This is a genomic window from Planctomonas sp. JC2975 (assembly GCF_012985205.1).
In the GTDB taxonomy this organism is placed as follows: domain Bacteria; phylum Actinomycetota; class Actinomycetes; order Actinomycetales; family Microbacteriaceae; genus Humibacter.
In genome coordinates, this window is sequence record NZ_JABEKS010000001.1 from 2,263,048 (window position 1) to 2,281,278 (window position 18,231).

Sequence of the window (18,231 nt, forward strand, 5' to 3'; positions counted from 1 at the left end):
CGTTCAACACGGAGCGGTGAACGACGGATCCGGGAGGGCGCGGACCGAGCACCCGCCCTCCAGACACCATCGCTCATCGGCCTCTCCCAGGCGGGTCCCCAGCGGCAGTCGGCCAGGTAACCGCCGGTAGACTGGACGGCGTTCCGCGCCTTCGTCTGCGCATGCTCAAACACAAGGAGTCCGTCGCGTGACAGAGCCTTCCGTCTCCGCATCCGCTCTCGACACCGTCGACAACGCCGCCGTCACGCCGGAGAAGGAGCAGCCGTACGCGGCGCTCGGGCTGAAGGACGACGAATACGCGCGCATCCGCGAGATCCTCGGACGCCGACCGACGAGCGGCGAGCTCGCCATGTACTCGGTGATGTGGAGCGAGCACTGCTCGTACAAGAGCTCCAAGAAGTACCTGCGTCAGTTCGGGCAGAAGGTCACGCCCGAGATGAAGAAGAACCTCATGGTCGGCATCGGCGAGAACGCCGGCGTGGTGGATGTCGGCGAGGGCTGGGCGGTGACCTTCAAGGTCGAGTCGCACAACCACCCGAGCTACATCGAGCCGTTCCAGGGCGCCGCGACCGGCGTCGGCGGCATCGTGCGCGACATCATCTCCATGGGTGCCAGACCGGTCGCCGTGATGGACCAGCTGCGCTTCGGCAAGATCGACGAGGCCGATACGGCACGCGTCGTGCACGGCGTCGTCGGGGGCATCTCGTTCTACGGCAACTGCCTCGGCCTGCCGAACATCGGCGGCGAGACGTACTTCGACCCGGTGTACCAGGGCAATCCGCTCGTCAACGCGCTCTCGGTGGGCGTGCTGCGACACGAAGACCTGCACCTGGCCAACGCCTCGGGCGTCGGCAACAAGGTCGTGCTCTTCGGTGCGCGCACCGGCGGAGACGGTATCGGCGGGGCATCCATTCTGGCGTCGGACACCTTCGCGTCCGGCGGTCCGACGAAGCGGCCGGCGGTGCAGGTCGGCGACCCGTTCGCCGAGAAGGTGCTCATCGAGTGCTGCCTCGAGCTGTTCGAGAAGAAGCTCGTCGAGGGCATCCAGGACCTCGGGGCGGCGGGCATCTCCTGCGCGACGAGCGAGCTGGCGTCCAACGGCGACGGCGGCATGGTCGTCGACCTCGATCGGGTGCTGCTGCGCGACCCGACGCTCACGGCGGAGGAGATCCTCATGTCGGAGTCGCAGGAGCGCATGATGGCGGTCGTCACGCCGGACAAGCTCGACGCGTTCCTCGCCGTGACGGCGAAGTGGGATGTCGAGACCAGCGTGCTCGGCGAGGTCACCGACACCGGTCGGCTCATCATCCACTGGCACGGCGAGAAGATCGTCGACGTCGACCCGCGCACGGTCGCGGTCGACGGTCCTGTGTACGACCGGCCCGTGGCCTACCCGGCCTGGATCGACGCGTTGCAGGCGGATTCCGCGGTCTCGCTGGCACGGCCGGACGCATGCACCGAGGACGGTCGCGAGCAGTTGCGCGACCAGTTCCTCGCGCTCGTCGGATCCCCGAACCTCGCCGACAAGAGCTGGATCACCAACCAGTACGACTACTACGTCGGCGGCAACACGGCGCTGTCCTTCCCCGATGACGGCGGGATGATCCGCGTCGACGAGCAGAGCGGCCTCGGCTTCGCGATCGCCACCGACGCCAACGGCCGCTACGGCCAGCTCGACCCGCGTCAGGCCGCACGCCTGGCGCTCGCCGAGGCGTACCGCAACGTCGCGGTGACCGGCGCAATCCCTGCGGCCGTCACCGACTGCCTCAACTTCGGATCCCCGGAGAACCCCGAGGTGATGTGGCAGTTCTCGCAGGCGGTCGAAGGCCTCTCCGATGCCTGCCTCGAGCTGGGCATCCCGGTCACCGGCGGCAACGTGTCGTTCTACAACCAGACCGGTGACACCCCGATCTTCCCGACGACGGTCGCCGGCGTGCTCGGCGTGATCGACGACGTCGCCCGCCGCATCCCCTCCGGATGGCAGGATGCCGGCGACAACATCTATCTGCTCGGCGTCACCCGCGAGGAACTCGACGGATCCGCCTGGGCCGGCACCGTGCACGGCCACCTCGGCGGACGACCGCCGGCCGTCGACCTGGATGCCGAACGCCGCCTCGCCGACCTGCTGCAGGCCGGATCGATGGAGAGCCTCATCGCCTCCGCACACGACCTCTCCGACGGAGGTCTCGCGCAGGCCCTGGCCGAATGCGTGCTGCGTTTCGGTGTCGGCGCCCGCGTCTGGCTGACCGAGATCATGGAGCGCGACGGAGTGGGCGCCGCGACCGCCCTGTTCTCCGAGTCCACCGGACGCGTGATCGTGTCCGTTCCGCGCGAGGACGACGTGAAGTTCCGCGGCCTGTGCGAGGGCCGCGACTACCCGGTGCTGCGCATCGGCGTGACGGATGCCGTCGTCGGCGAGCAGTCCGTGCTCGAGGTGCAGGACGTCTTCACTGTCGGACTCGAGGAGCTGCGGGCATCGCACCAGGCGACGCTCGCCGAGCACTTCGGCCCGGTCGTCGGTCAGGCACCGGCGCAGGAGTACTACACGCCCGGCGCGTAACGCACTGTCCACGGCCTCGCGCCACCCCATCGCGTCACCAAATTGCTGGCCCATGTCGTCCCTTCGCGCCGGGAAGCGACCACACGGGACAAGAACTCGCAGATGCGCGGAGCCGGGGGCGAGGACCTCGCGGGAGCGGAGCGCCGCCGCGCGCGTCAGCGAGCGGCGTCGGTGGGACGCGACCACCGCATGGCGAACGAGGTCGGCGCGACGAGCCGCTCCCGCGCCGCCCATTCGCGGTACGCCGACGGCGAGCCGCCGACGATCTCGGAGAACGTGCGGCTGAAGGTGCCGAGGCTGCTGAATCCGACGGCCATGCAGACGTCGGTCACGCTCGCCTCGCCGTGCCGTAGCAGGAACATCGCCCGCTCCACGCGTCGGCGTTGCAGGTACCGGTACGGCGTCTCGCCGAAGACGCGTTTGAACTCCCGGATGAAATGGGCTCGCGTCATGTAGGCGAGTGCGGCGAGCTGCTGCACGTCGAGCGGCTCCGCGTACCGGCGATCCATATGGTTGCGCGCACGCAGGAGACTCAGGTTCACGGATTCGTTCTCACGGCCCACACGACCAGCGTACGGAGCGAGCACTTCTGGAGAAGCCGCCCGCCCTCCCCGCTGCCTAGGGTGATGCTCGATGGCCGACGACAAGCCCGACGGCCAACCACACGAAGGAGCCGATCATGCTGACCCGTAACAACCTGTCCTCGATCTACGTACTGGATCAGGACGAAGCCCTGACGTTCTACACCGAGGTACTCGGCCTGGAGGTCGGCGCCGACATGGACTTCGGACCGATGCGATGGCTCACGGTGCGTGTCCCCGGCGACCAGAAGGAGATCCTCCTGGAGCGGCCGGGTGCCCCTGCGCACGACGAGATCACCGCGGCCCAGGTCCGCGACCTCGTGACCAAGGGTGCCGGCGGCGGATGGCTGGCCTTCACCACCGAGGACGTGCAGGGCATGTTCGAGAAGGTGGAGGCCTCCGGCGTCGAGATCACTCAGGAGCCGATGGAGCAGCCGTACGGCACGGACTTCGCGATCCGGGATCCGTTCGGCAACCACATCCGCATCGGCTCCCTCAAGCAGTGGGATCAGCAACACTGACCGTAGGACACCGCGCAACAGCACCCCACGAGACAACCCAGGAGACACCGTGGCCACCTTTCACACCGTCCTCGAGTCGACCGGCGGTCGCAACGTCGGCATCGTCGTTCCCGAGGACATCGTCCTTCGCTTCGACCGCGGCAAGCGAGTGCCCGTCATCGTCACCATCGACGGCGGTTACACGTACAGGACCACGATCGGCGTCATGGGCGGTCGGTACCTCGTCTCGTTCAACGCGGAGACCCGCAAGAACACCGGCCGAGAGGCCGGCGACACGGTCGAGGTGACGCTCGAGGCCGACCCGGATCGCTGAGCACGGTGATCCCGCACAGGCATGCAGGCAGGATCAGCGCCGCCGTCCGACCCGCGTCGCCGTGCCAAGCGCAAGCAGCGTGAGGACCGTCCCGAACGCGAAGACCGCTGTGTAAGGCCATGTGCCGCCGACAGCCGTGAGCGACGTGAACACCAGACCGGCGACGGCGACGGCGGATGCCGCACCCACGGCATCCGCAATGGCCTGCGCAGAACTGTTGAAGCCCTGGTCGTCGCGGTTCGAGTAGCCGAACATGAGCACCGTGAGGCGCGGCAGGGCGATGCCCATGCCGAAGCCGGCGAAGATCCACACGCCGAACAGGATCCACGGTGACAGCCCGAGAGCGGCGATGAGCGTGGTGCCGGCGACGCCGACCGCGATGGACAGAACGCCGAGCGCGACCCATCGCGCATTGCTCACCCTGCTGCCGACCTTGCCCTGCACCCACGATCCACCTGACCAGGCGATCGCGCCGCCGGTGAGCGCGAGACCGGCGATGGCCGGTGACAGCCCGTATCTGTCGATCAGCAGGTAGGGAACGTACACCTCTGCGGCCAGTTCGGCACCGGAGATGAGGATGCGCGTGAGCAGGACCGAGGGCAGCCCGCGTGCCGCCAGGAGCGTGCCGCGCGGCATCAGGGGACGCACGGCCACTGCGAGCACGACGGCGGCCACCACGAGCGTGATCCAGCGCAGCAGTTCGCCGAACTCGGTCGCGAAGCCCAGGATCAGCACAGCGGATGCCGCAACGACCGACCACACGATGCGGGATGGCTGCCACGCGACGTCGTCGTTGCGCTCGTCCGGGATCCCGACGAGGACCCGACGGATCATCAGCAGCCCGAGCAGCGCGACGACGATGACGCCGAGGAAGATCCAACGCCATCCGACGGTCTGCGCGACGACGCCCGCCAGGAACGGACCGACGAGCGACGGGATGACCCACGCTGTCGAGAATCCGACGAACACCATGGGCTGCAGTCGGGACGGGTACCACCGTGCGACCATCACGTAGAGCGCGACCGTGAGCGCTCCGCCGCCGAGTCCCTGCACGAGACGTCCCGCGACGAGCACGAGCATGTTCGGTGCGAGGCCGGCGATCGTCAGCCCGGCAACGAAGAGCACGACGGAGATGACGAGCGGTGTCGACGGCCCTCGTCTGTCGCACCAGGAGCCCGCGACGACCATGCCGACCACGCTGATGGCCGTCGATCCGGAGAACGCGAGCGTGTAGAGGGATGTCCCGTGCAGTTCCCTTGCGATCACCGGCATGACCGTGGTCACCGCCATCGCCTCGAACGCCACGAACAGCACGAGCGCGCTCATGCCGATCGTGATCCAGCGATACCGGCGTCCGAGGACGCCTTCGTCGGGCGCAGTATCCGCAGGGCTCGTCGCCGTGTGCGACGCATGCTGCTCTGCGGATCCGTGCGTCGACGCCATGGGATTCGACGTTACCTGCGCGTCGCCCTGCCCGGACGGCGATGCGGCATCGCGGGTCGTTGCATCCGTCTGCGTGCTCATGCGATCGACGCTAAAACCTGAAGCGCGGTTGAGGTCAAGGATTCCGGCGCGGAAAACCTCATCTATTGTTGAGGTCACCTGCAGTCGGAGGTCGCTGAATGGAGGAGGCTGGCCCATGCCCCAGATCACGGGCGGAACGCACCGCGAGCTGAGCGTCGGCGAGCTCTCGGAACGCAGCGGCGTCGCGGTTTCCGCGCTGCACTTCTACGAGCGCAAGGGCCTCATCTCGAGCGAGCGCACCGCGGGCAACCAGCGACGGTACCGGCGCGACATGCTGCGGCGCGTGGCGTTCATCCGCGTGTCGCAGCGGGTCGGGGTGCCGCTCGGCGAGATCCGCGACGCTCTGGATTCGCTGCCTGAGGGCCGCACTCCGACCAAACGCGACTGGGCACGGCTCTCCTCGCACTGGCGAGAGGCCCTCGACGCACGCATCGCAGCGCTCGAGCACCTGCGCAACGACCTCACCGGTTGCATCGGATGCGGATGCCTCAGCCTGCGCACCTGCTCGCTGCAGAACCCCGACGACTCCCTCGGCGACACGGGCGACGGCACAGGCCCCCGCCGCTGGGACGACGCGGATGCGGACGCGGACTCCGAGCTCACGCATACCGCCGATTGAGGGACACCCTGCCGGTCGAGCCCGTCGAAGCCGGCCGGCGTCACACACCGCCCGTCACGGTGTGCCCCGCCCTCACACCTCGAAGCGGATCCCGGTCGCCGACTCCGCGAAGGACCACACGCGCCGCGCGATCGCGGGATCGGCGACGGTGGCCGTCGGATCCTGCCGCGACGGGTCGCCCTTCGCGCGCCACCTCGGGCCCCAGTACGAGCCGCCAGGGGCATCCGCTCTGGTGGCCGCTGCGAGCACCGGCCGGGCTCCGCGCTCCTTGCTCTGCGTGAACGGAGCCTGCAGCGAATCGGCGAACACGGTGCCGCGCGACGGCTCGTTGACGCCAGGGATGCGCGGCGTTCGGCCGCTGATCGAGTAGCCGGGATGCGCGACGACGCTGCTGGCGTCGAGTTCGGCTCGGCGCATCCGTCTGTCCAACTCGAAGCCGAACGACTCCACGGCGATCTTCGACTGCGCGTACGCCCGCCACGACGAGTAGTTGCGTTCGAGCTGCAGGTCGTCGACCAGGAAGGAGCTGAGCCGGGTGACCACGCTGCCGAGGCTCACGACGCGGGCCCCTGGCGAGCGCCGTAGCACGGGCATCAGCCGTGCCAGCAGTGCGAAATGTCCGAGCAGGTTGGTGGCGATCACGACCTCGTTGCCGTCGACGGACGTCTCGCGGTGCTGCGGCGGATGCACCATCCCGGCATTCGCGACGACGATGTCGATGCGGTGGCGGCTCGCCAGGGCTTCTGCGGCATCGGCGACGCTCGCCAGGCTCGCGATGTCCAGCGGAAGGATCTCGACGGATGCCGTCACCCCGTCGGCAGCGCACCGTGCGCGAATGGCGCGCGCAGCGGCATCCGCTCGTGAGGTGTCTCTGCAGGCCAGCACGACATCCGCTCCGGCTGCCGCGAGCGCCGCAGCGGTGAAGAACCCGACGCCCTTGTTGGCGCCGGTGACGACGGCCGTCTTGCCCGTCTGGTCCGGAATGGTGAAAGCGGTCACGGTCGACGCGACGCCCCTCGTTCTACTCGGAGGCGGGGGCCGCGCCCGCCTGCACGTGGTGGTGGATCACCTCGGCGACCACGAAGTTGAACCATTTCTCGGCGAACTCCGGATCGAGGTGGCTGGCTTCGGCGAGCGCCCGCAGCCTGCGGATCTGGTCGCGCTCGCGCTGCGGATCCGCGGCAGGCAGCCCGTGCTCGGCCTTCAGCGCGCCGACGCGCTGCGTGAACTTGAACCGCTCGGCGAGCAGGTGGATCAGCGCTGCGTCGATGTTGTCGATGCTCTCGCGGATGCCGTGCAACGTCTCGATCGCGCGGGTGCGGTCATCCGACTGGTCGTTCTCGGGCATGAGTCGAGGGTAGCGGCTGGACCTTGCGGCAAGATTCGCCGAAAGGCTGCGTCTCCGACGGTGTGGCCGCCGGGAGTGACGCGGGGTCACCGGGGTAGCGTTGACGCATGCTGCCGTTGGTCACGCCCGCCCGTGCCCTGACGCCGGCCGAGTCCGAGCGCACCGCACGCCAGCTCACCCTGCAGGCCATCGGGGACGAGGGTCAACGCCGTCTCGCGAACGCCAGGGTGCTCGTGCTCGGCGCAGGTGGACTCGGCGGCCCCGCCCTGCTCGCCCTCGCCGCTGCCGGGGTCGGAACCCTGGGAATCGTCGACGACGACGTGGTCGAGGCGTCGAACCTGCAGCGCCAACTCGCACACGGCGTCCCTGACGTCGGCCGTTCCAAGGTGGACAGCGCCGCGGATGCCATCGCCCGCATAGCCCCCGAATGCCGCGTCTACCGTCACCGCGAGCACTTCGACGAGTTCACCGCTCCGCACCTTCTGGCGGACTACGACATCGTGCTGGACGGCACTGACGACTTCCCGACGAGGTACGCGGCTGATGCCGTTGCCGCCACCGCCGGCATCCCGCTCGTGTGGGCGGTCGTCCTCGGCTTCGACGCCCAGGTGACGGTGTTCTGGGCGAATCCGAACGACGGATCCCCCGGAGTCCGCCTCACGGACCTCTTCCCCGTTCCGCCTGCGGACGACGGGGCGACCTGCTCGGTGGCCGGCGTGCTCGGCCCCCTCACGGCGCAGGTCGGCTCGCTCATGGCGGCGGAGGCCGTGAAGCTCATCACCGGCGCCGGCACGCCGTTGCTCGGACGCATCCTCGTGGTGGATGCACTGCGCGCCACCTACCGCGAGGTGCCGCTGAGGTCCGCGCGGCGCGTCCAGGAGCCAATCTCGGGAGTGACACCACCGCCGAGGCGGGTCGCCGAGGGCTCCGGCCGTCAGCCGACGCTTGACGGATACCCCCAGCCGACGCCTGCCAGGTCGCCCCAGCCAACGCCTGCTGGGCCTCCACAACCGTCGCGCGCCGAACCCCCGACCAGGTCCGTGCCGGCCGAGCCGGTCTCAGCGTCCATCTGGCACTCGGCCGCGGTCGACGCGAGCTCGCGAGCCAGGGTCACGCAGAGTTTCCCGACCTCGCTGGATGCGCCGTCCCGCGAATCCGAGGACGCGCGGCAGGCAGCGGCCAACGTCGCCCCTGCCGATCGCACCGTCGAGGTGGCCGAGCTGGCCGAACGCCTCGCGAGCAGAGCGGCCGGCGGTCCGGATCTCGTGCTGCTCGACGTGCGCGAGCCGGCGGAACGAGCGGCTCGGAGCATCCCAGGGTCCATCGGGATCCCGGTCGGGCTGCTCGACCGGGCATCGGTCGCCGACCTGGACCGTCGGCTGCCCGTCGTGGTGCACTGCCAGTCCGAGGCACGTGCGCGCCGCGCCGCATCGACGCTTGCCGAGCTCGGATTCGCCGACGTCTCGGTGCTCGCCGGCGGCATGAAGCGCTGGAACGAGGCCCAGTGACGGCACACCTCGACACGATCGAGGCGCATCAGCAACGCGCGCTCACGATCGTCACTCCGCTCGCGCCCGTACGCCTCCCGCTGCGCGACGCACTCGGCCTCGTGCTCGCGGAGACGCTGGAGAGCCGGCTGGACATCCCGGTGTTCGACAACTCGGCCATGGACGGCTACGCCGTGCACCGCGACGACGTGCTGCAGGCAACGCCGGCAGCTCCCGTCACGCTGCGGGTGACGGGAGACATCCCGGCAGGCAGCGCGCTCGATCCAGGCATCGACAGCGGCGAGACCGTGCGCATCATGACCGGTGCGCCCATCCCGAGCGACGCGGATGCCGTGGTGCAGCTCGAACACACGGATGGCGGCGTCGACGTGGTCGCGGTGTCGACGGCGCCGTGGCCCGCCGCCCACATCCGCCGACGGGGAGAGGATGTCGCTGCAGGCGACACCGTGCTGGAAGCCGGCGTGCGCCTGACCGCGTACCGCGTCGCCGCAGCGGCGGCTGCCGGTCACAACAGCGTGCTCGTTCGCCCAGCGCCCCGGATCGCCGTGATCGCCACCGGGAGCGAGCTCCGTGAGCCGGGAGACTCGCTCGAGCGCGGCCAGATCCCCGACTCCAACTCATTCCTGATGGCCGGGCTGGTCGCCGAAGCCGGCGCACTGGCGGTGCGGATCGCGCACGTCGGGGATGAGCCGTCCGAACTCGCGGCCGAGCTTCAGAGCTGCCTCGACCTCGGCGTCGACGCGGTACTGCTCTCCGGCGGCGTGAGCGTCGGAGCCTACGACGTCGTGAAGAACACGCTCAGCGCTTCGGGCTCGGCTTCGGGCGGCACGCCTTTGGAAGCGACAGTGGGCTTCCACCAGGTCGCGATGCAGCCGGGCAAGCCGCAGGGACTCGGCACGATCGGCGACGGCACCCCGGTGTTCGCGCTTCCCGGCAATCCGGTGTCTGTCGCCGTGTCGTTCGAGATGTTCGTGCGACCGGCCCTGCTGAGCATGCAGGGAGCATCCGAGGTGCATCGCAGGCGTGTGACAGCGTTCGCCGCCACCGGATGGACCTGCCCTCCGGATCGTGCTCAGGTGATGCCGATCGTGTTCGAGAGGGCGGGAGCCGAGCAGGCGGAAGCATCCGGTGATCCCGCCATCAGGGTGCGTCCCGCGACGCACGGCGGATCCGGATCGCACCTCGCTGGCGGCCTCGGCCGGGCGGAGGGGTACGCGGTGGTGCCCGCGGACGTCGACGAGGTACGTGTCGGCGACGCGCTCAGTGTCATGGAGGTGCCGTCATGACGGATCAACCCTTCACGCACCTCGACGGCAGCGGCAACGCACGCATGGTGGACGTGACGGCCAAGCAGCCGACCATCCGCAGCGCGACGGCGATGGGGCGCGTGGCGTGTCCGCCTGCGGTCGTGGCTGCGCTGCGCGACGGATCCGTGCCGAAGGGCGACGTGCTCGCGGTGGCGCGGATCGCCGGCATCCAGGCCGCGAAGCGCACCGCCGAGCTGCTGCCGCTCGCGCACGTCATCGGCGTGCACGGCGTTGTCGTCGACCTGAACGTGGACGACGATGGCGTGGCGATCACCGCGACCGTCCGCACCGCCGACCGCACCGGGGTGGAGATGGAGGCGTTCACGGCCGTCTCGGTTGCGGCGCTGGCGATCGTGGACATGGTCAAAGGTCTCGACAAGCATGTGTCGATCCACGACGTGCGACTCGAGGCGAAGTCCGGCGGCAAGTCGGGCGACTGGCGACGCGAGAGCTGAGACGCATCCCGCCACGAGCCCGCTGCGCGGTCGCGGTGGGAGGATGACGACAGACCCGATTCAGCTCAGGAGGATCCCGTGCCGAACGACCAGAAGCCGAAAGACGAGCAGTCGAGCAAGCTGCCGCCCGAGGCGCTCGACGACTGGACGGCGGCCATCGCCGCGGAACTCGGCATCCCGAAGGAGTCCGTGCCGATCGGTGACGTGCTGCAGTTGGCGAGCACCGTCGCGCACGGAGTCGCACGTCCGGCAGCGCCGCTCACCGCGTTCATCGTCGGGCTCGCTGTCGGGTCTGGCAAGGGGACGGCATCCGATCTCATCGCGCTGACGAGCTCCGTCGCCGAGAACTGGACGGCTCCTCAGTGACACGGGTGCGGTACTTCGCGGCGGCAGCAGAGGCCGCTGGACGCGACGAGGAGGAGCTGCCGGTGGCATCCGTTGGGGCGCTGCAGGGCGCGATGCTCACGGCGCATCCTGCGCTGGGCGCGGTGCTCACCCGCTGCGCACTGCTCGTGGACGGCAGGCGCGTCGACGACCCGTGGCATCCGCTGTCGGACGCCACGACCGTGGACGTGCTGCCGCCCTTCGCAGGCGGCTGAGCCGCCACCGCCGGTTGGGCCGCCACCGCTGCGCGGAACGCAGCCGGAGATCAGGAAGAGACCCCGCCCAGCCCGACCCAGCTGTGCGAGCCGTCGGCCTCGAGTTGCTTCTTCCAGACCGGCAGCTCGTGCTTGACGGCCTCGACGAGCTCCCTGCACACGTCGAACGCGTCGCCCCTGTGTGCGCTCGCGACAGCGCACACGATCGCGACGTCGCCGACGGATAACCGCCCGATGCGGTGACTCACGGCGATCCGCACCTCGGCTCGTTCGCCGACTGCCACGCGCTCCGCCAGGTCGGCGAGCACGCGGGCCGCGTCCGGATGCGCGCTGTACTCCAGCGCCACGACTACGCCAGCGGCGTCTGGATCGTGATCGCGCACGATGCCGACGAAGGTCGCGACGGCGCCCATCTGCGGCGATTCGACGAGGGCGACGTGCGCGGCGAGGTCGAGGGGGTCTGCGGAGATCTCCGCGCGCAGCACGGCCATCAGTGGTCGCCTCCGTCGAGTTGGTCGATCAGGTGGGCAAGCAGCGGGAGCAGCACGTCAAGGCCGTCGGCGACCCCGCCGGACGAGCCGGGGAGATTCACGACGAAAGCGCTCGGTGCACCGTCTCGTCGTACGATCCCGGCGAGGCCGCGGGACAGGACAGCTGTCGGAACTGCGGATGCCCCGCGCCGCCGCAGCGCCTCCGCGACGCCCGGCAGGTGCTGGGTCAACACGGGCTGCGTGCCTTCTGGCGTCAGATCACGCGGCCCCACTCCGGTGCCGCCGGTGGTGATCACCACGCGAGCACCGGACCGCAGGAGCGATTCGAGGCCGCCGGTCACGGCATCCGCTCCGTCGGGGATCACTGTCGCGTCGGCGACCTCGTACCCGGCGTCGCGCAGCCGTGCCACGATGACCGGGCCCTGCTCGTCCTGGCGCACGCCGCTGTGGGCACGATCGGACACGGTCACGACCGCCGCACGGATGGCGCGGTGCTCATGCGTGGATCGCGCCGCGTGGGCCTCACCGTGGTGAGGCTCCGCTGCAGAGGACTCGGCAGTCATGACTCAACGTTAGGCCGCCCGGAACCGCAACCGCTCCCCGGACTCGACGGAGTCCGGGGAGCGGTGAAAGCGTGCCGTCCTACTCGGCGACCGCCTTGTCAGCTGCCGCCTCGATCATGGTGCCGGACAGCGCCGTGTAGGCAGCCGTCCACGCCTCTTCGACCTCGGGAGTGAAGTCGTCGCCGAGGCCCTTCGACAGGGTCGCAAGCAGTGCAGCACCGACGGTCGGGTAGTACTCCGGCTTGACGCCGTAGCCCACGTGACGGGCACCGAGGTTCGCGACGACGCGCTGCGTCGAGTCCCAGTTCTTCAGGCCGTTCACGGCCATGCCGAGCATGGTCATGAGCTTCTTGCGCTGCTCGGTCATGTCCTCGGTGAACAGCGGACGCAGCGACGGGTCGCGCTGGAACAGCTCGTCGTAGAAGATGATCGCCGCCTGGTCGGCGATGGGTGCCACCTTCGCGAAGCTGCTCTGGACGAGTTCGACTTGTTCGTTGTTCATCAGGGGGTCCTCATCTCGTTTCCGTTCGCATCCGCCCGGCTGCGGATGCGGGCTCCACACGGCCGCGCAGACGTCCTCACGCCACGAGGCCGCCGTTGCCTCTTGTTCGCCCGCGCATCACGATGTGTGACCGGCTGCTCACCCCGGGGGAGGTGGTGCGTGAGCCGGAGCGGACCGCCACACACACTACGGCGCCCCGCGCACGAGGGACAAGTGCGCCGGACGCCGGGCGAGGCGTGCTCGCCCCGCCGTGCCGTTACTCCGCCGCCACCGTCGGCTCTGCGAGCACCCTGGTGAGCACCGGACGAGTGGCCAGCAGCCCGAGCCACACCACCAGGATGCCGCCCGCGATGCTCACGGCGATGATCAGCAGCGACACGGGGGCGAGCACGAGGGCGATCCCGGCGAGCGGCAGCACGACGACGACGGCGACGACGGCGGATCCGATGGTCACGATGCGCAACGGCGACAGCACGGCGCGGACGCGGGCTCCGTTCATGGTCTTCACCGGCATCCCGAGGCGGTCGAGGCTGACGTACAGGTCGCGGCGGTCCAAGATCGCGGAGGCCTGACTCACGCCCACCGAGCACGCCACCATGAGGAACGAGATCGCCAGCGTGATGAAGACGCCCGTGCGGATGTCGCCCATCAGCACGGCCTGGTCGTGCGGCATGCGGTCCGCGCTCACGGCTCCGACCATGGCGAGCGCCGTTCCAGCGAACACAGCGATGAAGCACGTCATCGACACCCCTGCCACCTGCCGCCAGGCCGCCTTCGGCGACTCCAGCACGGAGCGCGCGGCGATGAGCCGCTGAGCGGTCGTGGCGTGACGCAGCCCCGACTGGGCGAACTTGCGGATCACGAACGGGCCGACGAGCCCCAACACCGCGTTCGCCGCAACGAACGCCGCGGCCAGCACGAGGATGACCGTGAGCACCCCGCCCAGCAGGCTCTGGTTGGCGACGCAGAAGATCACGGCCGCCAGGATCACTGCGCCGATCACGACGCGGATCCACCGCGGCCGGGGCGCCGTCTGCCGGGTGCGGACCCCGAGCGGCGACACGATCACGCCGCGCAGTCCGATGGCAGCGCTGATGCCGGCGAGCAGGCCGACGCCCACGATGACGGCGAGCACGATGAGCGGATCGAGCAGCAGCGCGAACGCGCCGATCGGCTGCCCCCGGAACGGGATGAGTCCGACGAGCGGGGTGAGCACGAGATAGAGCACGGTGCCGCCGATAGCCCCGACGACCGCGAGCACGATGGATTCGAGCACGGTGAGCCTCGCGACGAACGCGGTGGTCGCGCCGAGCAGGCGCAGGGTCGCGAGCCGGTCGTCCCTCCGACGCGCCGAGAGCCGCGCGGCAGCCCCGCCGAGCGAGGCCAGCGGCACCAGGAGCAGAGCGGACGCGAAGATCGCCAGTACCTGGTACGTGAAGCCCATCTCGTCGTGCCAGCGGAAGAACGACATGGCACCGGCGAGCGTCATGAGCAGCAGCGCTGTCGCGATGCTGAAGGCCACGATCGGCAACAGCAGCGCTGAGCGACCGGATGCCCCTGGCCGCGCCAGCAGGCGGGCGACGGTGAGCGTCTTCATCGACCGTCCTCCGTGACTCGCTGCGCGGTCTCGACGTAGTCCATTCCGGCCACCTTCGACCTCGTCTCGACGATGAGGCCGTCGCGGAGCCGCACCACGCGACTGCAGCGGGCGGCAACGCCCTCGTCGTGCGTGACGACGACGAGCGTGCGACCGCGGCCTGTGGTCGAGCCGATGAGGGCATCCATCACCTCGGACGACGTCGCGGAGTCGAGCGCGCCCGTCGGCTCGTCCGCGAAGACCACGAGAGGTTCGATCACCTGCGCGCGTGCGACGGCGACGCGCTGGGCCTGTCCTCCTGAGAGCTGTCCGATGCGACGCTGCTCGAGGCCCGCCAGGCCGAGCGCCGCGAGCCACTGGGCCGCGCGCTGCTCCGCCTCCGCGCGCGGCACGCCTCGCAGCATCAGCGGGAGGGCCGCGTTCTCGATGGCTGTCAGCTCCGGGATCAGCAGTCCCTGCTGGAAGACGAACCCGAACGACTCCCTGCGCAGAGCCGACCGGCCGCTGTCGCCCAGCTCACCGACGGACACCGCGCCCGTCGGGCCGTGCAGGGCGACCCATCCGCTGTCGGGCGTGAGGATGCCGGCCAGCACGTGCAGGAGCGTCGACTTGCCCGATCCGGATGCGCCCATGATCGCCAGTGCCTCCCCGGCGTGCACGTCGAGCGTGACCCCTGCGAGCGCGTGGGTGTCACCGTAGGACTTGGTCAGGGCCGAAGCCTCGAGAATCACGGTCATGCGTCCAGCCTCCCCCGCGCCTTCACGCTGCGCGTCAGGCGTGGGGTTGATACCGGCGGGAAGGGCATCCGTCGAGCGGATGAGGCATCAGGAGACCGAAGGTGGAGTCGCGCACCGCTGGTCGAGCTCAGTCGGCGACAGGCACCAGGCACGTGGGCGAGCCGGTCTGCACGGTCGTCTCGAGAACGGGCATCCCGTCGTCGAGCCGGAACACGGCGATGTCCTCGCTCAGCTGGTTGGCGACGTAGAGTCGGTCGTCGACCTGGAGGTGATGACGGGGCCAGTTGCCGCCGCAGGAGACCTGCGCGACCGGATCAAGGCGGGCACCAGCATCCGTCACCTCGAGCACGGCGACGACATTCGCGCTGCGCACCGTGACGTGCACGTGCCGATCGCCGTCGAACGAGATGTGCGCGGCAGCGTTGCCGTTGCGGTCATGCGGAAGCACCGCCGGAACCACGGATGTCACCCCCAGCGTCTCCGGATCGAGCACAGCCACCTCGATGGAGTACTCCGTCACGACGTAGACGTGACCGCTGGGATGCCGCACCATGTGCCGCGGACCGCTGCCGAACGGCAGCACCGTCTCGGCGACGGGAACGAGCTCCGCACCCTCTGCGCGCCAGACGCGAACAGTGTCGTGACCGAGATCCGTGGTGAGGATGCGTCCGTCGGGGAGGAACATCGACGAATGCGCGCGGCTCGGCCGCGGCTCCTCGGCGATGTCGCGATACGGATCGACCGATGCCGGCACCTCCGTCTGTCCCACGATGACGCCGGTGCGGTCGAGCTCGTAGACGAGGACGCGTCCGTCGCCCCAGCAGGTCGCCACCGCGTACCGCCCGTGCGGCGCCACGGCGACGTGGCACACCGCCTCGCCGGCCGGCCAGGCGTCTCCGAGCGGCGCGAGCTCGCCGGAATCCGTCACCCGGAAGGCCGCGATGCGACGTGCGAACTCCTCGACGACGTAGACGACGGGCAGCGTCGGATGCGTTGCGACGAACGACGGCGAGTCGACCGTTGCGGCGGTGCGGATACCCGCGATCGCCCCGTCGTCCGCGAGCGCGACGCGCGCGATTCCGCGGCCGTGACCGCCGGAATCCGCCGTGTACGTTCCGAGCCAGAGCGAAGTCGTCATGTCTCCAGTGTGCCGGACCGGCCGAGCTATCGGGCCGCGCGCGGTCCCGCAGTCGCGTCAGGCTCTCAGCCGCCGAGGAGCCCCCGACGGAACCCTTCGGCGACGGCGGACGCCCTGTCGCTCACGCCGAGCTTCGCGTAGACGCTGAGCAGGTGCGTCTTCACTGTGCCCTCACTGAGGTGCAGACGGGCACCTGCGGCACGGTTCGTCGCACCTTCGGCCACCAGTGCGAGCACCTCGAGCTCCCGCGGGGTCAGCACCCCGGCATCCGCGGTGCGCACCCGACCCACGAGGCGCGAGGCGACGGATGGCGCGAGCACCGCGTGTCCCGCGACCGCGGCGCGCAGGGCCCTGAGCAGCTCCTCTCGGGGCGCATCCTTCAGCAGGTATCCGGTGGCGCCGGCCTCGATGGCCGGCAGTACGTCGGCATCCGAGTCGAACGTCGTCAGCACGACGACCCGGCTCGGGATGCCCAGCCTCGCAAGCTCACGGATCGCCGCGACCCCGTCGGTGCCCGGCATCCGCAGGTCCATGAGCACGACGTCGGGCGCGAGCATGCGTGCTTGCGCGACGGCCTCCGCGCCGTCGGATGCCTCGCCGACCACCTCGACGTCGGGCGCGGAGGCGACCATCCCCACGATCCCGTCCCTCACGACCGGATGGTCGTCGACCACGAGCAACCGGATCGCGGTCGCTGACTCCTCGACGCCGGCACCGGATGCTTCGGCACCCGCCCCGCCGCTCACGCCGGCACCTGCGCCCGCACCGCCGTGCCGTGCCCGGGGCGGGACTCGACGACGAACGCGCCCGCGACGGACTCGATGCGCTCCTGCATGGCGACGAGCCCGTAGCCGCCCGATTCCGGATCCATCTCGCGCCGCTGCCCCTCACCGGGATCGAAGCCGCATCCGTCGTCGCGCACCTCGAGCCTCGAGCCGTTGGAATCCGAGCGCAGCGTGAGCACGACTCTGCGTGCCGACGCGTGGCGTTCGACGTTCGCGAGCGCCTCCTGGGCGGTACGCAGAAGTGCGACCTCGGCATCGGTCCGAAGACCCGAAGCGTCACCGTGAGTGCTGACATCCACCTGGATTCCGGTGCGAGCGGTCCAGACGCGCGCCACGTTCCGCAGCGCATCCGGCAGCCGAACGGCGTCGAGCGCCGCGGGACGCAGGGCGTTCACGGAGCGCCGAGCCTCGGCGAGGCCGTCACGGGCGAGGGTGAGGGCCGCGTCGGTGTGACGACGTCTGCCTTCGTCATCCGTCGCCTCCTCGCCCGCCTGAAGCTGTGTGACGATGCCCGCGAACCGCTGGGCGAGCGTGTCGTGGATCTCGCGTGCGAGCCTGGCCCGCTCGCTCTCGGTAGCAGCCTCCTGCAGCCGCTTCTCGCCGAGCCTGAGCCCGACGGAGAGCCCGCACATGACGACGACGTTGAGGGCGATGACGCCGACTCTTCCGACGAGTCCCGCCGGATCGTTGCCGAAGCTCGATGCCTGCGCGACCCCTGCGACCACCGCCGTCGCACCCACCGCGAGAAGTTCCCACGGCCACTCGAACAGCGAGTACGCGAAGGAGAACGTCGCGATCGTCAGGAACCCGAACCAGCCGCTGAGCAGGACGAGCGCGAAGTTGAGGGCGAGCATGCCCACCATGAACACGACGATCCCGGCAGGATGGACCCGCCACGGTGTCGGCAGGGTGCGCATGACCAGCACCCAGATGGCCGTCGCTGCGCACAGCACGAGGGTCGGGATCAGGCGGTCCGGTTGTCCGCGCTCCACGATGATCGTGGCGATCACGAGGAGCCCTAGAACCACGTAGGGCTCGATCGCGAGCACTTTTCGCCAGCGAGGGTCGGGCAGCACGCTGACG

General features: G+C 69.9%; 21 protein-coding genes. 9 read left to right on the top strand and 12 right to left on the bottom strand.

Features of this window, described 5'->3' with window-relative positions; translation table 11 throughout:
• Window positions 1-187 precede the first annotated feature (187 nt).
• Window positions 188-2,560: a phosphoribosylformylglycinamidine synthase subunit PurL gene (gene purL, locus HII28_RS10205; RefSeq protein WP_170025299.1), complete on the top strand. Its 2,373-nt coding sequence runs from the start codon at window positions 188-190 to the stop codon at window positions 2,558-2,560.
• Window positions 2,561-2,715: 155 nt separating this feature from the next.
• Here purL and HII28_RS10210 read toward each other — a convergent pair whose 3' ends face one another.
• Complete coding sequence (locus tag HII28_RS10210; RefSeq protein WP_346769264.1) at window positions 2,716-3,123, bottom strand: helix-turn-helix transcriptional regulator; 408 nt, start codon at window positions 3,121-3,123, stop codon at window positions 2,716-2,718.
• A 116-nt stretch (window positions 3,124-3,239) separates the two neighbouring features.
• Here HII28_RS10210 and HII28_RS10215 point away from each other — a divergent pair, with 116 nt between their 5' ends.
• Window positions 3,240-3,662 (top strand): VOC family protein, encoded by a 423-nt coding sequence (locus HII28_RS10215; protein ID WP_170025300.1) that lies wholly within the window; start codon window positions 3,240-3,242, stop codon window positions 3,660-3,662.
• 49 nt (window positions 3,663-3,711) lie between these two features.
• Window positions 3,712-3,975 carry a DUF1905 domain-containing protein gene (locus HII28_RS10220; RefSeq protein WP_170025301.1) on the top strand — a complete coding sequence of 88 codons (264 nt, stop codon included), beginning with the start codon at window positions 3,712-3,714 and terminating at the stop codon, window positions 3,973-3,975.
• A 33-nt stretch (window positions 3,976-4,008) separates the two neighbouring features.
• Here the strand turns inward: HII28_RS10220 and HII28_RS10225 are convergent, their stop codons facing one another.
• On the bottom strand, window positions 4,009-5,499 hold the full coding sequence (locus HII28_RS10225; RefSeq protein WP_240977319.1) for an MFS transporter: 1,491 nt from the start codon (window positions 5,497-5,499) through the stop codon (window positions 4,009-4,011).
• 115 nt (window positions 5,500-5,614) lie between these two features.
• On the opposite strand from HII28_RS10225, the gene soxR reads away from it, so the two are divergent.
• The gene (gene soxR, locus HII28_RS10230) at window positions 5,615-6,118 is read left to right on the top strand and encodes a redox-sensitive transcriptional activator SoxR (RefSeq protein WP_170025302.1); all 504 of its coding nucleotides are present in this window, start codon (window positions 5,615-5,617) and stop codon (window positions 6,116-6,118) included.
• Window positions 6,119-6,190: 72 nt separating this feature from the next.
• On the opposite strand, the gene HII28_RS10235 is transcribed toward soxR, so the two are convergent.
• Window positions 6,191-7,117 carry an SDR family NAD(P)-dependent oxidoreductase gene (locus HII28_RS10235; RefSeq protein WP_170025303.1) on the bottom strand — a complete coding sequence of 309 codons (927 nt, stop codon included), beginning with the start codon at window positions 7,115-7,117 and terminating at the stop codon, window positions 6,191-6,193.
• 22 nt (window positions 7,118-7,139) lie between these two features.
• On the bottom strand, window positions 7,140-7,466 hold the full coding sequence (locus HII28_RS10240) for a chorismate mutase (RefSeq protein ID WP_170025304.1): 327 nt from the start codon (window positions 7,464-7,466) through the stop codon (window positions 7,140-7,142).
• 107 nt (window positions 7,467-7,573) lie between these two features.
• On the opposite strand from HII28_RS10240, the gene HII28_RS10245 reads away from it, so the two are divergent.
• The 5 genes from HII28_RS10245 (at window position 7,574) to HII28_RS10265 (ending at window position 11,335) form a co-directional block, all read left to right on the top strand.
• Complete coding sequence (locus HII28_RS10245) at window positions 7,574-8,974, top strand: ThiF family adenylyltransferase (protein ID WP_170025305.1); 1,401 nt, start codon at window positions 7,574-7,576, stop codon at window positions 8,972-8,974.
• A complete protein-coding gene (gene glp / locus HII28_RS10250; protein WP_170025306.1) occupies window positions 8,971-10,260 on the top strand; it encodes a gephyrin-like molybdotransferase Glp in 1,290 nt (429 codons plus the stop codon). Before HII28_RS10245 ends, glp begins: the two co-directional genes overlap by 4 nt.
• Window positions 10,257-10,736 (top strand): cyclic pyranopterin monophosphate synthase MoaC, encoded by a 480-nt coding sequence (moaC, locus tag HII28_RS10255; protein WP_170025307.1) that lies wholly within the window; start codon window positions 10,257-10,259, stop codon window positions 10,734-10,736. Before glp ends, moaC begins: the two co-directional genes overlap by 4 nt.
• A 78-nt stretch (window positions 10,737-10,814) precedes the next feature.
• Window positions 10,815-11,102: a DUF6457 domain-containing protein gene (locus tag HII28_RS10260; RefSeq protein ID WP_170025308.1), complete on the top strand. Its 288-nt coding sequence runs from the start codon at window positions 10,815-10,817 to the stop codon at window positions 11,100-11,102.
• Complete coding sequence (locus tag HII28_RS10265) at window positions 11,099-11,335, top strand: MoaD/ThiS family protein (protein WP_170025309.1); 237 nt, start codon at window positions 11,099-11,101, stop codon at window positions 11,333-11,335. The genes HII28_RS10260 and HII28_RS10265 overlap by 4 nt, the downstream gene beginning before the upstream one ends.
• A 50-nt stretch (window positions 11,336-11,385) precedes the next feature.
• Here the strand turns inward: HII28_RS10265 and HII28_RS10270 are convergent, their stop codons facing one another.
• From HII28_RS10270 to HII28_RS10305, 8 genes are all read right to left on the bottom strand, one after another.
• On the bottom strand, window positions 11,386-11,826 hold the full coding sequence (locus HII28_RS10270; RefSeq protein WP_170025310.1) for a molybdenum cofactor biosynthesis protein MoaE: 441 nt from the start codon (window positions 11,824-11,826) through the stop codon (window positions 11,386-11,388).
• Window positions 11,826-12,389: a MogA/MoaB family molybdenum cofactor biosynthesis protein gene (locus HII28_RS10275; protein ID WP_170025311.1), complete on the bottom strand. Its 564-nt coding sequence runs from the start codon at window positions 12,387-12,389 to the stop codon at window positions 11,826-11,828. The genes HII28_RS10270 and HII28_RS10275 overlap by 1 nt, the downstream gene beginning before the upstream one ends.
• Window positions 12,390-12,468: 79 nt before the next feature.
• Window positions 12,469-12,891, bottom strand: a complete 423-nt coding sequence (locus tag HII28_RS10280) for a globin family protein (protein ID WP_170025312.1) — start codon at window positions 12,889-12,891, stop codon at window positions 12,469-12,471.
• Between the two features lie 256 nt (window positions 12,892-13,147).
• On the bottom strand, window positions 13,148-14,488 hold the full coding sequence (locus tag HII28_RS10285; protein ID WP_170025313.1) for an FtsX-like permease family protein: 1,341 nt from the start codon (window positions 14,486-14,488) through the stop codon (window positions 13,148-13,150).
• Complete coding sequence (locus HII28_RS10290) at window positions 14,485-15,225, bottom strand: ABC transporter ATP-binding protein (RefSeq protein WP_170025314.1); 741 nt, start codon at window positions 15,223-15,225, stop codon at window positions 14,485-14,487. Before HII28_RS10290 ends, HII28_RS10285 begins: the two co-directional genes overlap by 4 nt.
• Before the next feature lie 127 nt (window positions 15,226-15,352).
• Window positions 15,353-16,363 carry a beta-propeller fold lactonase family protein gene (locus HII28_RS10295; RefSeq protein WP_170025315.1) on the bottom strand — a complete coding sequence of 337 codons (1,011 nt, stop codon included), beginning with the start codon at window positions 16,361-16,363 and terminating at the stop codon, window positions 15,353-15,355.
• A 65-nt stretch (window positions 16,364-16,428) separates the two neighbouring features.
• Window positions 16,429-17,109, bottom strand: coding sequence for a response regulator transcription factor (locus HII28_RS10300; RefSeq protein ID WP_346769265.1), 681 nt, complete (start codon window positions 17,107-17,109; stop codon window positions 16,429-16,431).
• Window positions 17,106-18,224 carry a sensor histidine kinase gene (locus HII28_RS10305; RefSeq protein ID WP_170025316.1) on the bottom strand — a complete coding sequence of 373 codons (1,119 nt, stop codon included), beginning with the start codon at window positions 18,222-18,224 and terminating at the stop codon, window positions 17,106-17,108. The genes HII28_RS10300 and HII28_RS10305 overlap by 4 nt, the downstream gene beginning before the upstream one ends.
• Between the last annotated feature and the right edge of the window lie 7 nt (window positions 18,225-18,231).